Consider the following 12,627-nt stretch of genomic DNA (forward strand, 5'->3'; position numbering starts at 1 on the left):
CAAGATCGACGAGATCGCCGAGATCTTCTGGGCCACCAAGAAGGCCTGAAGCCTCCTCTGACGTCCCGTCACGCCGCCCTGCTGGGGAGGCGGGCGGGACGTCGTCGTCTCCTCGGAGGGCTCCGGTCTCGGCGATCGACCGGCCACGAGCGCACCAGTCTTCGTCGGGCAGAATGCGGCGGGTGACCACGGCGGGGGCCGACTCGCACCATCCGGGAGGAAGAGCATGAACACCGTCAGACAGGTCAGCGCCTTCGTGGGCCGTTGGTTCGCCCTCATCGTCCTGATCGCCGGAGCGGTCGCCCTGATCACCCCGAGCACCTTCGAGAGCTGGTCGGCTCAGGTCCCGCTGCTCCTCCAGATCATCATGCTCGGCATGGGTATGACGCTGCGCCCCAGCGACTTCGCGATCATCGGCCGCCGGCCGTGGGCCCTGCTGCTCGGTGTCGCCGCCCAGTTCACCCTGATGCCGCTGCTCGGCTGGGGCATCGCCCACCTGCTCGGCCTCTCCCCGGTGCTCACCGCCGGCATGATCCTGGTCGGCTGCGCCCCCGGCGGCACCGCCTCCAACGTGATGGTCTTCCTCGCCCGCGGCGACACCGCGCTCTCGGTGGCGATGACGTCGGTCTCGACGCTCCTGGCACCGCTCCTCACGCCCCTGCTCGTGCTGCTCCTCGTCGGCGAGGACCTCCCGGTCGCCGCGAGCGACCTGTTCGTCTCGATCGTGAAGATCGTGCTCGTACCCGTCCTCCTCGGCCTCGTCCTCCGCCTCCTCCTCCCGCGACTCATCGAGCGCGTGATCGACGTCCTCCCCCTGGTCTCCGTCCTCGGCATCACCGCGGTCGTGCTCGCCGTCGTCGCCAGCAGCGCCTCCACCCTGCTCTCCGTCGGCCTCCTCGTGGTCGTCGCCGTGGTCCTCCACAACCTCGCCGGCCTCGCCCTCGGGTACGCCGTCGGCAGCGTCTGCCGCATGCCGGTCTCCAGCCGCCGCGCCATCAGCATCGAGGTCGGCATGCAGAACTCCGGCCTCGCCGCCGCCCTCGCCACCGTCCACTTCGCCCCCGCCGCCGCCCTCCCCGCCGCGATCTTCTCCGTCTGGCACAACGTCTCCGGCTCGACCATCGCGAGCTACTGGTCGCGGCGCCCGATCGAAGGCACGGCCCGCGAGGCCGGCGCACCGGTGGCCGGGAGCCAGCAGGCCAGGTCCTGACGGCTCGCCGCGCTCTGCTTGCGCGCCGCTACATGAAGACGACCGCCAGGAACGTCGCCAGGACGAGCCCCGCCATGACCGGGAGGAAGCAGCGGCGCGCGAGATCGATGACGTGAACCCGGGCGAAGCCCGCGACCGCAATCAGCGCGGTGGAGAGCCGCCGAGCCGGAAGCCGGCATCACGGGTTCGGGGGCTCTCCACCGCCCGCCCGGGCCGCGGTCAGGCCTGCGCGATCGCGGCCTCGGCAGCGTTCAGCTGAGCGAGTAGCTCGTCGTTGAACCGCTGTCCGATCCGCTGGACGGCGTGCGGGCTCCCCTCGAACAGGACCCGCTTGGCGGCCAGAGCCTCCGCCAGCGCGTCGCCCACGTCCTCGAAACCGGGCGTCCCACCACCGGTCACGACCAGCTTGGGGAAGGCAGTCCGGGCGAGTTGCTCCACCGGGACCCCGGTCTCCCAGGGCCGCTCGGTCGTGAGGTTTCGCACCGCCTCGACGAGCGGCGGCGGCAGCGGCGAGGGCAGCTCGAGATCGACGCCGAGCACCTTGAGGAACCCTGCCACGAAGGACTCCAGGTCCGAGGGGTCCGCCGTGGCCCAGTGGTCTCGCAGCCCTGCGATGAGCTGGTCCGCTGCCGGTCGACCTGCCCCGTTCGGCATCGCCGGGGGCTCGATCACGGTCAGCGACCGAACCTTCTCCGGGGCCAGGGCCGCGGCCCTCATGGCGACGACCCCGCCCATGGACGTCCCCACCAGATGCGCACTGTCGCCGAGCAGGTCGACGATCTCGCGCGCATCTCGATCGGGGTCGATCCGTTCGGTGCTCGGGCTGGGGCTGTAACCCCGGCGGTACGGGGCGACGATCTGGCACCGGTCGGCGAGCACCTTCTGCTCACCGAACGCAGCTGCGGCAGAGCCGAGGCTGCCGTGCACCATGACGATCCTGGGGCCCGAGTCTCCCCACCGTTCTGCGGCGAGCTCACTCATGGTCGGACACCTCAGCGCTGCGAGGCGGCGTCTGCCGCCTCCGCCTCGGCACGGGCGAAGACACCGTTGTCCACGTCCAGCTGGCGCGACTCGAACTTCCAGCCGTCCGCTGTGCGCACGACGCTGTCCGCATAGATGCCCGAGGCGATGATGAACGGAGGCTTCTCCACCTGGATCTTGGTGACTGCGCAGGTGATGGTGGCGGAGTCACCGTCACCGTCGACGGTGTAGTTCGTCATCAGGTGGCGGGCACCGTCCTCCTTGCCGGCGGCGATGTGCCCGTTGATGAACTCGCGGATCGCGGCATGTCCGACGAAGGTGCCGTACGTCGCGATGAACTTGCCGTCCGGAAGCCAGGCCGACACCCAGGTGTCGACGTCGTGGTTGTCGAGTGCGCGCACGTGTGCGTTGGAGAGCTCGATGATCGCGAGCTTGTCCTCGACGGAAAGCGACATGGTGATTCTCCTTGTCCTGTGACGTGATGATGGAACGGCGACCCGTCATGACGCAGGTCGTCCGTGGCGACGGCTCTGAGATCCAGACCGTCGACCGCTGGTGCGGTTCGTTCGAGTCTTGTCGACCACGAGACACCCGCCAATCGCGGATGCGAACACTCATCAGCACGAACGCGAACGGCTGTCCGCGGACGAAGGCGGCCTACCTGCGTGAGCCGCGCAGCACGGTCGACGGCGACTCGCCGAAGCGCTGCTTGAACCTCGCCGCGAAGTCGCCGAGGTGCGGGAACCCGCACGCCAACGACACCGCAGTCACGGTGGTCTCGGTCTCGCTGGCGTTGGCGAGCTGAGCATGGGCACGCTCGAGACGCTGGTTCCGGAGCCACTCACCCGGCGACATCCCGACCTCGCGCCGGAACCCGAGCTGCAGGCTTCGCAGGGTCACCCCACAGTGGCGAGCGACGTCGGAGAGTGAGATCTGGTCGGCGAGGTTCACCAGCATGTAGTCCATCGCACGGTGGACCCGTTCGGCCGACGGGCTGGTCGCGGCGCCCGCGAGCCGCCCGCTGAGGTTGCTCGGATACCCCAGCAGGAGCGCCTCGATGACCAGCGTCTCGACCTGCCGCACGAGACGGTTGCGCTGGGCGACGTGCGGGTCGGCCGCGACATGGGCAGCCGCGTCGATCAGTCCCACGAGTCCTGGACTGATCCGCGCCGACTCCAGCTCGAAGTGGACGGGCGCCGCCCCCGAGGCCCCGGTCAGCGCCGCCGCCGTGCTCTCGACCCGCCGCCGGTCCAGGCGCACCAGGACCTGGTCGAAGTCGCGGTCGATCTCCAGCGTGAACGGCTGGTAGGGACTGACCACCGACATCGTCCCGGGCCCGAGCACGGCGGTCGCCTGCCCGTAGTCGAAGCGCGCACGACCCGCCACCGGCAGCACCACGATGAACTCGTCCTGCTCGGGGGCGACCCCCGAGATGGTGACGTCGGCGCCGTAGTGCAGCCGGCTCAGCCCGACCCCGCTCGGCAGGTGGTCCAGGCGCGCGGCGAGATCAGCGCCGCGTCCACGGACCCGCAGCACGTGCGGCCGTACGGCCGTCGCGCAGGCACGGACCACCTCGTCGACCTCGTCGGCAGCCTGGAGAAGGGGGGTGCCGTGGCCCCGTACGATCTCAGCGATCTCGACGACGGACACGCGCACCCCCCTCCGTTCAGTCCTGCCCGACCGTAGCCAGATTCGTCTCCCGTGTCTCCTTCGCGATCAGAGAAGCGACGAGGGAGACCGCACCCATGGCTGCGAGGTAGGCCGCGATCGCGTACCCGGTGGCGAACCTCTGGTAAAGCGCGATCGCGATGATCGGCGCGAGCGAGCCGGCCAGGACGGAGGCGAGGTTGTAGGCCAGCGATACGCCGGAGTAGCGCACCTCGGTCGGGAACAGCTCGGAGAAGAACGCGCCGACCACTGCGCTGAAGGCGGCGAAGATCAACAGACCTCCGGAGACGGCCACCACGATCAGGGTCGTGTCCCGGGTGTCCAGCAGCCCGAAGAAGGCGAATGCCCAGACCATCGTCGCCGCCGACGCGGCGAGATAGATGGGCCGTCGCCCGATCCGGTCCGCGAGCACCGCGATCGCCGGGATCGCCACCACCGCCGCCCCTTGGCCGATCAGCACGGCGGTGAGGGCCACCGACTGGTCGAGGTGGATCATCTTGGTGACGTAGGTGATCACGAACAGCGAGTAGATGTAGAAGCCGGCGTTCTCACCGAAGCGAGTCGCGGCAGCCAGCAGCACCATCCGCCAGTGCTTGCGCACCACGACGCCCACGGGAAGCCCCTTCGGCCGGGACTGCTTCTGAGCCTGCTCGAAGAGGGGCGTCTCGGCGACGTAGAGCCGCAGCCACAGACCGATGACGACGAGGAGCGCCGAGAGCCCGAAGGCGATCCGCCATCCCCAGGAGAGGAACGCCTCGTCGGTCAGCATGCTGTTGAGAGCGAGCAGCACGCCTGCGGCGGCGAGGTTGCCGAGGGGCGGGCCGATGTTGGGCCACGAGGCGTAGAACGCACGCCGCTTCTCGTCGCCGTGCTCGGAGACGAGCAGGACGGCACCGCCCCACTCGCCGCCGAGCGCGAAGCCCTGAACCAGTCTCAGGGTCACCAGGAGGATCGGTGCGACGACCCCGACCGTCGCGTAGCTCGGGAGGAACGCGATCAGGAAGGTGGATCCACCCATCAGCACGAGGCTTGCGATCAGCGTGGCGCGACGCCCGTGCCGGTCCCCGAAGTGACCCAGGACGATCGCACCGACCGGGCGCGCCAGGAAGCCGACCGCGTACGTGGCGAAGGCGAGGATGGTGCCGACGAGCGGGTCGGAGGCCGGGAAGAACAGGGTGTTGAAGACCAGCGCCGAGGCGGTCCCGTAGAGGAAGAAGTCGTACCACTCGACGGCGGTGCCGGCGAGGCTCGAGCCGGCGACCACCGGCAGGCTGGTGTGTGACCTTCGCCGTGACTGCTTGCTAGGTTGATCGAGGGTTGTTCTGGACATGGGTCTCTCCTGAAGGGTGCGTGTCCAATGACCTCGCCTCGGGGACTGTTGCCGCAGTCACCGGGGCCTTTTCTCTTCCGGCCTGGTCGTCAGGCCTAGAAGAACCAGTGCTCGGGCTCGTGCCCGTGCGGGGTGACGTCCGCGAACCTGCCGCGATGGAACCCGAGTGCCCCTCCCTCGCGGGCGCAGACGTCCTTGACCTCGCCGAAGACGACCGTGTGGTCGCCCGCCTCGACCACCCGTTCGACGTCGCAGTCGAGATGTGCCAGCGCCCCGGGTACGACGGGCACACGGTGCCCGTCGTACTCCAGCCCGAGCCCTGCGAAGTGGTCCTCGCCGCGCTGGGCGAAGCGCAGGGCGATCGGCTGCTGGCGTGCGGAGAGGATGTTGACCGCGAACCGTCCCGCGGACGTGACCGCATCCGCGCTGCGGGCTCCGTGGTTGAAGCAGACCAGGAGCAGCGGCGGGTCGAGCGAGACCGAGGTCAACGAGTTGACGGTCATCCCGTGCGGGACGCCGTCGTGCTCTGTCGTGATGACAGCGACGCCGGTGGCGAAGCGGCCCATGGTCTGTCGCATTGCCATCGAGTCGACCAGGGATGCGGTCACCGTCCTCACCTCCTCAGTCGCTGCTGCGGGCGTGGTAGCGCACCTCGTAGGTGGTCACACCCTCGTCGCTGCGCCACGGACCGTGGGGCATGCCCGGCGGGCGGCAGGCGAACTCGCCTGCCACGAAGGTCCGGCCCAGCGTGATGTCGTGGAACGATCCCTCGATGATGTAGACCTCCTCCCAGAAGTCGTGCTTCTGCACGCCCATCTCGGTGGAGTCGGCGCCGGGCTCGTAGCGCAGGATGCGGGTCGCCACACCGCTCTCCGGGTCGGCGGCGAGGATCCGCTCCTTGATCAGCGGGTTGTCGCCGGGACACAGCGTGTAGTCGATGTCGGTGATCGGGGTGAACTCGATCTCGGGCTTGCTCATGCGTTGATCTCCTCGGTGATGGCGGCGAGCTCGCTGACGCCGTACGACGCCAGGAACTCCTCGACGGACGCGACCGGTGCGTCGTAGTCGAAGTTGCGGAAGGCGTAGCCCTTCACGACGAAGGGGGCGCCTGAGTAGAAGAGCTCGTACTGCTGGTGGCGGCCGGCGAACTCGCTCCCGACCGCGTCCCAGGCGAGCTTGAACAGCTTCACCCGGTCGACCGCGGAGATGCCGGGGCTGCTGACGTAGCGCTCCATGTCGTCGCGGGTGGTCTCCTCGACGAGCTCATGCACGCTCGAGGGCACCTGCAGCACTCCCCCGCCGACCAGGTCACGCAGGATCCCGATGACGCGCGGATGGATCTCGGCCTGCAGACCCATAGCGCCGTACAGCGCCTGCGCTCCCGGGCGGGCGACCCCCTGCGCGTCGGTCGTCGCGGTGAACAGCGCGGAGTTGACGCCCGACTCGACCACCGACACCAGGCTGGCCAGCTCCCCGAGCTTCTCGACGACGCCGGGGAACCTGTCGACGCCGTTGACGGCGGCAACCTTGCGCGCGATCCCGGCGAGGAACTTCAGCTTGGTGGCGAACCGGATCTGGGCCTGGAAGTTGCCGAGGACGTGGGCGGCGGTCTCGAAGAACTGCGCGCGGATCCCGGCCACGTCCTTGTAGACGAAGACGTTCTCCCACGGGATGAACACGTCGTCGAAGACGAGGAGCGCGTCGGTCTCGTCGAAGCGAGAGGTGAGCGGGTAGTCGTACTCGCTCGACGCTCCCGGGGCGTAGGGCCGCCGGCAGTAGAGGGTGAGGCCGTCGGCGTTGACCGGGACCGTGAAGCTGATGGCGAAGTCGGTGTCTTCGGCCTGGAGCGGCTTGATGCAGGACACCAGGATCTCGTCGGCGACTGCACCTCCGGTGGCGAGCATCTGCGCGCCGCGGACGACGATGCCGTCCTCGCGCTCCTCCTTGACCCCGACCTGGATGAAGTCACCCTCCCAGGCGTGCGCGGTCGTGGCGCGCGAGACCTGCGGCGGGATGATCGCGTACGACACGTACAGGTCGTTCTCGACGATGCGACGGTGGAAGGCGAGCACGTTGTCGGCCAGACCACGCTCGGTTGCGAACGCCCCGGGATGGGCCGCGAAGCCGGCGACGAACGCTCCGACGTGGTCGGGCGAGCGTCCGACCCAGCCGTAGGTGTGGTCGGCCCACACCTGGGCCGCATCACGCCAGGACCGCAGCTCCTCGGGGCTGTGCGGCGCCGTGAACAGGCGGTTGACCGGCCCCCCGGTCACGTCGTCGTGGACCTGCATGCCGTTGGCGGGATCGGCGGCGAGGTCGAGCAGCTCGCCGATCGTGCGGGCGATCGGCGCGAAGGCCGGGTCGCTCACGATGTGCTCGACGGGCTTGCCGTCGACGACGACCTGGCGGCCGTCGTCAAGGGAGGCGAGATAGTCGGTGCTGGTGCGCATCAGTTGCTCCTCGCAGAGACGGAATAGGTGAGCTCGATGGGGTCATGGCCGGGCACGACGAGCTGCATGCGCCAGTCGCGTCCGTACCGGAAGCTGCCGTCGATCAGCGGCCGGGTGCCGCCGAAGAGGACGAGTGCCACAGCGGAGCTGCCGCTGAGCTGGTCCCACTCGCTCAGGACATGGGTGATCGGGAGCATCGAGGCGAGCGTCCCCTCCTGGTAGAGGGTGCCGTCGACCCAGCTCCGGACGACGATGGCGTCCCAGTCGACGAGGTCAGGCGGGTCGCCGAGCTCGATGACGGTGGAGGCGAGCGGCTTGGGACAGGCGGCCTTCGAGAGCCGGATGTCGACGGTCTCCATCTTCCGGTCGGTGTGGTCCGAACCGATGGTCAGGTAGTAGGTGCCGTCGGCCCGGATGAGAACGGGCTCGACCTCGCCGGAGGTCTCCGTCCCGTCGACCTCGATGTGGTCGGCCGTGGTCAGGCGGTCGACATCGAGCGGGTAGAAGGCCGGGATCGTCTCCGGTTCCGGCACGCCGATCGCGGCGAGCTCGTCGATGTGGTGGCGGACCGCCTCCTGGTCGCGGCCGGTGTAGCCGGCGACGACGAGATGGGTCGGCGCGATCTCGACATCGGCACCGTCGACGGTGCCGAGCCGGAGGCGCGTCGCGGGGGTGCTCATGCGTACTCCTTCATCGGGGTGTTGGGGGCCGTCGGCCAGCGGCGGTCGGCCAGGGCGGGGAACTCCGCGCGGAACCGGCGCGGAAGACCGGTGTCGACGTCGGCATGGGTGAAGCCTTCGTCGGCGCCCGCTTCGACGAGGACCTCGCCGGTCGGCGCCACCACCCGGCTGTGGCCGCCGAGAGCGACGCCCTGCTGCTCGCCGACCGCGTTGCAGGCGATCATGTTGACCTGCTGCTCGACGGCGCGTACGGCCGTGAACAGCCGCCAGTGCTCGAGCCGGGCGGCGGGCCAGGCGGCACAGACCACCACCTGCTCGGCACCTTCGTCGACCAGGCTGCGGAAGAGCTCGGGGAAGCGCAGGTCGTAGCAGGTGGTGATGCCGGTGGCAGGACCCGCGACCGGGCCGACACCGAGGCCGTCACCGGGCGTCAGCAGCTCGGACTCACGAGACCCGTAGCCGAACAGGTGGATCTTGCGGTACGTCGCGACCACCGTGCCGTCAGGGGCGATGACCGCGGAGGTGTTGTGGAGGCGGCCGCTGTCGTCGACCTCGACGAAGCTGCCGAGGTGGACGAAGACCTGGAGGGCGTTCGCCCAGCCGCGGGCCGCGGCGAGAGTCGGACCCTCGAACCGCTCGGCACGCTCGACGTACTGCTCGAAGGAGAAGTAGCCGGCCGTCCACATCTCCGGCAGGACCAGCAGGTCGACATCGCGCAGGGCACGCTCGGCGAGAACCGCGCGGTCGACGCGAGCGAGTCGTTCTTCGACCGGTTCGCTGTCCGGGCTGGCGAGTTGGAGGAGCGATATCTGCATGCCCCCACGATCACGTGACGGGGACCACATCCGATATCGGAAAGGCGCCGCCGCGCACTCGGATTTGCGCGAGGAGGTGGCTCAGCGGGTCAGCGCCGCTCGGCGAGCACCGCAGACGGGGTGACGCCGTATCTGCTGCGGAACGCGGCAGCGAACTCACCGAGGTGGAAGAACCCGCAGCTGAAGGCGACGTCGGTCACCGACAGTCCCGGCGCCCCGCCGGCCAGCAGCGCGTGAGCGCGCTCGATGCGCTGGGACCGCAACCACTGCATCGGGGTCGTGCCGAGCTCGCGCCGGAAGCCGGCCTGCAGGCTGCGTACGCTGGTGCCGCACGCCTCCGCCACCTCCGTGACGGTGACGGGCTCGCCGATCCGGTCGAGCATGAGGTCCATCGCCCGCCGCAGGCGCGGCGACACCGGCCGGGCATCCTCACGGCCGGCAGGGGTCCGGTTGTTGGGCTGAGCGAGCAGCAGGGTCTCGATGATCACCTGCTCGAGCTGCCAGATCAGCTGCGGGCGATGCTCGACCGCGGCGGAGTCGACGAGGTTGACGGCCGACTCCAGCAAGCCGTTGAGGCCCATGACGTCCTCGGCCAGGGGAACGTCGAAGTGGACCGCCCCGACCTCGCCGGTCAGCCCGGCGGCCACCGCCTCGACCCGTGACCGGTCGAGGCGCACGATCACCTGGTCCCAGGCGGCATCGAACTCGAACTCGAACTCGCGGTGCGGACCGATGATGACGCCACGGCCGGGCGCGGCCAGCGTCTCCGTGCCGCCGTAGCGGAACTTCCCCGCCCCTGCCACCGGGAGCGTCAGCAGATAGTCGTCGAGGACCCCGTCGCCGGAGCTCACCGTGACCTCCGCCCCATAGCGCAGCAGGTTGACCGACGCGTCCTGAAGCTGGACATGGTTGAGAGTCGTGACGAGCCTTGCCCGGGGCTGGCGTACCGCGAGGGAGTGGGGGCGCAGAGCCCCGGTGCACACGTCGATGACCTGGTCGGCGTCCTGGGTCTCCGACAGCACGGCACGACCACGGTCGGCCGCCAGGCGCGCCAGCGTGGACACTCCCATGCCACCTCCCGACATCGTGAGCGGACGGACTACGAGACTTCTCGAATCCCCCGATCATGGCTCCCCGATCCGGCAGCGTCAACGGCACGTCCGACCATCGACGCGCGACGGCGCCACGATTTCGAGGTCGCCCGGCATCCGCGAGCACGCCAGGGTTGAGACGAGGTGAGCAGCTCGACGATCAGCCCCGCCCGCAATCGACAATCCGAGGGGAAGGCATCACACAACCGGCGGCACATGCACAAAATCCCGATCGACCCTCCGCGTTCCAGCGGGTCAATCGGGGTTTGATCGGTGGAGCTGAGGGGATTCGAACCCCTGGCCTTCTCTTGGTGCCTGGCACCGTCCTTCGGGTACCGCACCTCTCGAGATTTCTCGGCCTGTTTCGGAGGAATCACCGTTTGACCTGGGCGAACATCTGTCACTGATGTTGCTGACGAGATCCACGCTACCTCATCGGCTCGGCCGACCTCGAGGTCTCTCGAAGCGGTTTTCGCGGAGTATTCGCGGAGTCAGGGCACCCGCCGCAGCAGAGTTCAGGACCATGCCCGGGTCTCAGCCCGCCACAGCGCAGTGCCTATGGCATCCGCACTCAACACCAGGTCGGCGAACCGGACCGCCATCGCCACGACTTCCTCGAAGGTCAAAGGGAGATGCTCGCCATCAGCACCCAGGCCGCGTCGATACGCGACGTACGCGGAGGCCCTGACCTTCACCAGGTCACCGACCGCGTCAGACATCGGCCTGACTTCGACACCTCGAAAGGCCATGGTGGCAGCGACAGCCGTACGCACCTCGGCGCGGCCGAGGTCATGGGTCGTGACGAGCGCGTAGATGTCGGCCCAGTCCCGCACTCTTGTGCTCGCAGGCCCGAGATCGATCGCGGTCGAGATCTTCTCCGCGAGCACGGTTGCGATCGGATAGCCCAGGATCCGCACCGGCGCCGTGCCTGGCCGCAGAGCCGGAAGCTCGACCACCGACCGCTCCGGGGTGACCGGGTCTCCGAAGTTGATGTCCAGCTTGAGCTTCAACCTCGCCGTACCGAGCGTCGCCTCCATGGTCACGCGGACCCCGGAATAGAGCGCATCATCTCGGATCATCTCCGCCTTGACGGTCTCGGTCAGGTAGACGACTCCGTCGTCTGGGTCGGACAGACCTGCGATCTCGACGACCCGGGCCGCGACAGCACTCTCCTCGGCGGGCATGTTCCGAGCCAGCGCGTCCGCATCGGTGGTCGGGCGCCGGCTCCCGAAGCTCGCCAGGAGCATGCCACCCTTGAGGACAAAGTCACCGGCGTACGGCGATGTGCTCATCCGGGCCAGCCATCGCTCCACGACATACATCGTCAACAGGTCCTGGGTACGTCTGCGCTCCCGGCGGGCACGATTCTGCAGATCCAGGTAGGCACGCCCCGCGGCGGTCTCTCGCGTCGGCCGACTCATCGTGCCCCCGCGATGTCCAGCGCCAAGCGCACCGGCCCCACTGCACCCAGAACGCTGGCGTACTCCAGCACCCGACCCGGCTTCGCACCTGGCGATGCCAGGTATCTGTTCAGCACCGTGTGTGCCAACGGCTCACCAAGTCGGTGCCGCAGGCGCATCAGGTCCACCACCGTCCGCGCTGGGTCGTAGATGCGTACGTACTCTCCCGGGGCGACCTCCACCCGTGAGAGGCCGATCTCGAACGTCTCGGCGTCGAACCGGAACACGGTGGTCGGCGGATAGGCGATGCGCGGCGCGTTCCGCGCCAAGGAGACCGCGATCTGTACGGTTGGCTCCATCTCGTCGCTCAGCCCGTGAACCACCGCAGCGCTCACGCAGCACACGATCGCGCGTGGCGCCCGCATCGCCACCGCCAACAGGTCCGGATACGTCGGCTCCGGCGCATCCGCTCGGCGAAACACCCCTCGAGACAACTCGACCACTTCGCCGTTGTCGCGCCATCGATATAGGTCCCGGGGATGCACCTCCATCCCGCGGGCCACCCGGGTCGTGAACGTCGCGGGGAGCGACTCCAATCCCACCATGGATCAAAACCATACACAGTCGAAGACAGTGTGTATGGTTTTGATCCGAGCACGGCGGTGCGTAGACCCATCAGGACGGAACGTGAGCACCGATCCGGTCGACGTCCTCGTCGGTGAGCAGCGTGCCGCCGCGGGGACCGTCGTGGGGCTCAATGAGGTCCGGAAGTGATGAGTTCATCGCGCGGTTCTACCCGCGAGCTCGCGCGCGCCCAGTCAGAACATCCTCAGCGCGAGCGCGCCGACTCGAAGAGCGGGTTGCTCGTGTAAAAAGTGCGAGTAAACGCGGAGCGGGCATCTGTTCATCCTCTGGTTCTGGATGACAGATGCCCGCTCTGATCTGGTGTTTCTTGGTGGAGCTGAGGGGATTCGAACCCCTGGCCTTCTCATTGCGAAGGCG

Annotated in this window: 13 protein-coding genes; 1 reads left to right on the forward strand and 12 read right to left on the reverse strand. The window is 68.7% G+C overall.

What is annotated here, in order from left to right:
* Positions 1-226: 226 nt before the first annotated feature.
* Complete coding sequence (locus IEY81_RS23725) at positions 227-1,210, forward strand: bile acid:sodium symporter family protein (RefSeq protein WP_189120967.1); 984 nt, start codon at positions 227-229, stop codon at positions 1,208-1,210.
* Positions 1,211-1,429: 219 nt separating this feature from the next.
* Here the strand turns inward: IEY81_RS23725 and IEY81_RS23730 are convergent, their stop codons facing one another.
* From IEY81_RS23730 to IEY81_RS23785, 12 genes are all read right to left on the reverse strand, one after another.
* Positions 1,430-2,191, reverse strand: a complete 762-nt coding sequence (locus IEY81_RS23730; protein WP_189120968.1) for an alpha/beta fold hydrolase — start codon at positions 2,189-2,191, stop codon at positions 1,430-1,432.
* An 11-nt stretch (positions 2,192-2,202) separates the two neighbouring features.
* On the reverse strand, positions 2,203-2,646 hold the full coding sequence (locus IEY81_RS23735; protein ID WP_189120969.1) for a nuclear transport factor 2 family protein: 444 nt from the start codon (positions 2,644-2,646) through the stop codon (positions 2,203-2,205).
* 202 nt (positions 2,647-2,848) lie between these two features.
* Positions 2,849-3,841, reverse strand: a complete 993-nt coding sequence (locus IEY81_RS23740; RefSeq protein ID WP_189120970.1) for a helix-turn-helix transcriptional regulator — start codon at positions 3,839-3,841, stop codon at positions 2,849-2,851.
* A 16-nt stretch (positions 3,842-3,857) separates the two neighbouring features.
* Positions 3,858-5,189 carry an MFS transporter gene (locus IEY81_RS23745; RefSeq protein WP_189120971.1) on the reverse strand — a complete coding sequence of 444 codons (1,332 nt, stop codon included), beginning with the start codon at positions 5,187-5,189 and terminating at the stop codon, positions 3,858-3,860.
* 95 nt (positions 5,190-5,284) lie between these two features.
* Positions 5,285-5,797 (reverse strand): flavin reductase family protein, encoded by a 513-nt coding sequence (locus IEY81_RS23750; RefSeq protein WP_229788129.1) that lies wholly within the window; start codon positions 5,795-5,797, stop codon positions 5,285-5,287.
* Between the two features lie 13 nt (positions 5,798-5,810).
* Positions 5,811-6,167, reverse strand: coding sequence for a cupin domain-containing protein (locus IEY81_RS23755; protein WP_189120972.1), 357 nt, complete (start codon positions 6,165-6,167; stop codon positions 5,811-5,813).
* Positions 6,164-7,639, reverse strand: coding sequence for a 4-hydroxyphenylacetate 3-hydroxylase family protein (locus tag IEY81_RS23760; protein ID WP_189120973.1), 1,476 nt, complete (start codon positions 7,637-7,639; stop codon positions 6,164-6,166). The genes IEY81_RS23755 and IEY81_RS23760 overlap by 4 nt, the downstream gene beginning before the upstream one ends.
* Positions 7,639-8,319 (reverse strand): DUF2848 family protein, encoded by a 681-nt coding sequence (locus IEY81_RS23765; RefSeq protein ID WP_189120974.1) that lies wholly within the window; start codon positions 8,317-8,319, stop codon positions 7,639-7,641. Before IEY81_RS23765 ends, IEY81_RS23760 begins: the two co-directional genes overlap by 1 nt.
* On the reverse strand, positions 8,316-9,134 hold the full coding sequence (locus IEY81_RS23770; RefSeq protein WP_189120975.1) for a nitrilase-related carbon-nitrogen hydrolase: 819 nt from the start codon (positions 9,132-9,134) through the stop codon (positions 8,316-8,318). The genes IEY81_RS23765 and IEY81_RS23770 overlap by 4 nt, the downstream gene beginning before the upstream one ends.
* Before the next feature lie 89 nt (positions 9,135-9,223).
* Positions 9,224-10,198 carry an AraC family transcriptional regulator gene (locus tag IEY81_RS23775; protein WP_189120976.1) on the reverse strand — a complete coding sequence of 325 codons (975 nt, stop codon included), beginning with the start codon at positions 10,196-10,198 and terminating at the stop codon, positions 9,224-9,226.
* A 542-nt stretch (positions 10,199-10,740) separates the two neighbouring features.
* A complete protein-coding gene (locus IEY81_RS23780) occupies positions 10,741-11,517 on the reverse strand; it encodes a nucleotidyl transferase AbiEii/AbiGii toxin family protein (RefSeq protein ID WP_229788130.1) in 777 nt (258 codons plus the stop codon).
* Positions 11,518-11,642: 125 nt separating this feature from the next.
* Positions 11,643-12,230, reverse strand: coding sequence for a type IV toxin-antitoxin system AbiEi family antitoxin domain-containing protein (locus IEY81_RS23785; protein WP_189120978.1), 588 nt, complete (start codon positions 12,228-12,230; stop codon positions 11,643-11,645).
* Between the last annotated feature and the right edge of the window lie 397 nt (positions 12,231-12,627).

Source organism: Nocardioides luteus, from assembly GCF_014648595.1.
In the GTDB taxonomy this organism is placed as follows: domain Bacteria; phylum Actinomycetota; class Actinomycetes; order Propionibacteriales; family Nocardioidaceae; genus Nocardioides; species Nocardioides luteus.

Excerpts from the sequence above, each read along its gene's own strand:
- IEY81_RS23730 (WP_189120968.1), bottom strand. The coding sequence starts at position 2,191 with ATGAGTGAGCTCGCCGCAGAACGGTGGGGAGACTCGGGCCCCAGGATC.
- IEY81_RS23735 (WP_189120969.1), bottom strand. The coding sequence starts at position 2,646 with ATGTCGCTTTCCGTCGAGGACAAGCTCGCGATCATCGAGCTCTCCAAC.
- IEY81_RS23765 (WP_189120974.1), bottom strand. The coding sequence starts at position 8,319 with ATGAGCACCCCCGCGACGCGCCTCCGGCTCGGCACCGTCGACGGTGCC.
- IEY81_RS23725 (WP_189120967.1), top strand. The coding sequence starts at position 227 with ATGAACACCGTCAGACAGGTCAGCGCCTTCGTGGGCCGTTGGTTCGCC.
- IEY81_RS23745 (WP_189120971.1), bottom strand. The coding sequence starts at position 5,189 with ATGTCCAGAACAACCCTCGATCAACCTAGCAAGCAGTCACGGCGAAGG.
- IEY81_RS23760 (WP_189120973.1), bottom strand. The coding sequence starts at position 7,639 with ATGCGCACCAGCACCGACTATCTCGCCTCCCTTGACGACGGCCGCCAG.
- IEY81_RS23780 (WP_229788130.1), bottom strand. The coding sequence starts at position 11,517 with ATGAGCACATCGCCGTACGCCGGTGACTTTGTCCTCAAGGGTGGCATG.
- IEY81_RS23770 (WP_189120975.1), bottom strand. The coding sequence starts at position 9,134 with ATGCAGATATCGCTCCTCCAACTCGCCAGCCCGGACAGCGAACCGGTC.
- IEY81_RS23785 (WP_189120978.1), bottom strand. The coding sequence starts at position 12,230 with ATGGTGGGATTGGAGTCGCTCCCCGCGACGTTCACGACCCGGGTGGCC.
- IEY81_RS23755 (WP_189120972.1), bottom strand. The coding sequence starts at position 6,167 with ATGAGCAAGCCCGAGATCGAGTTCACCCCGATCACCGACATCGACTAC.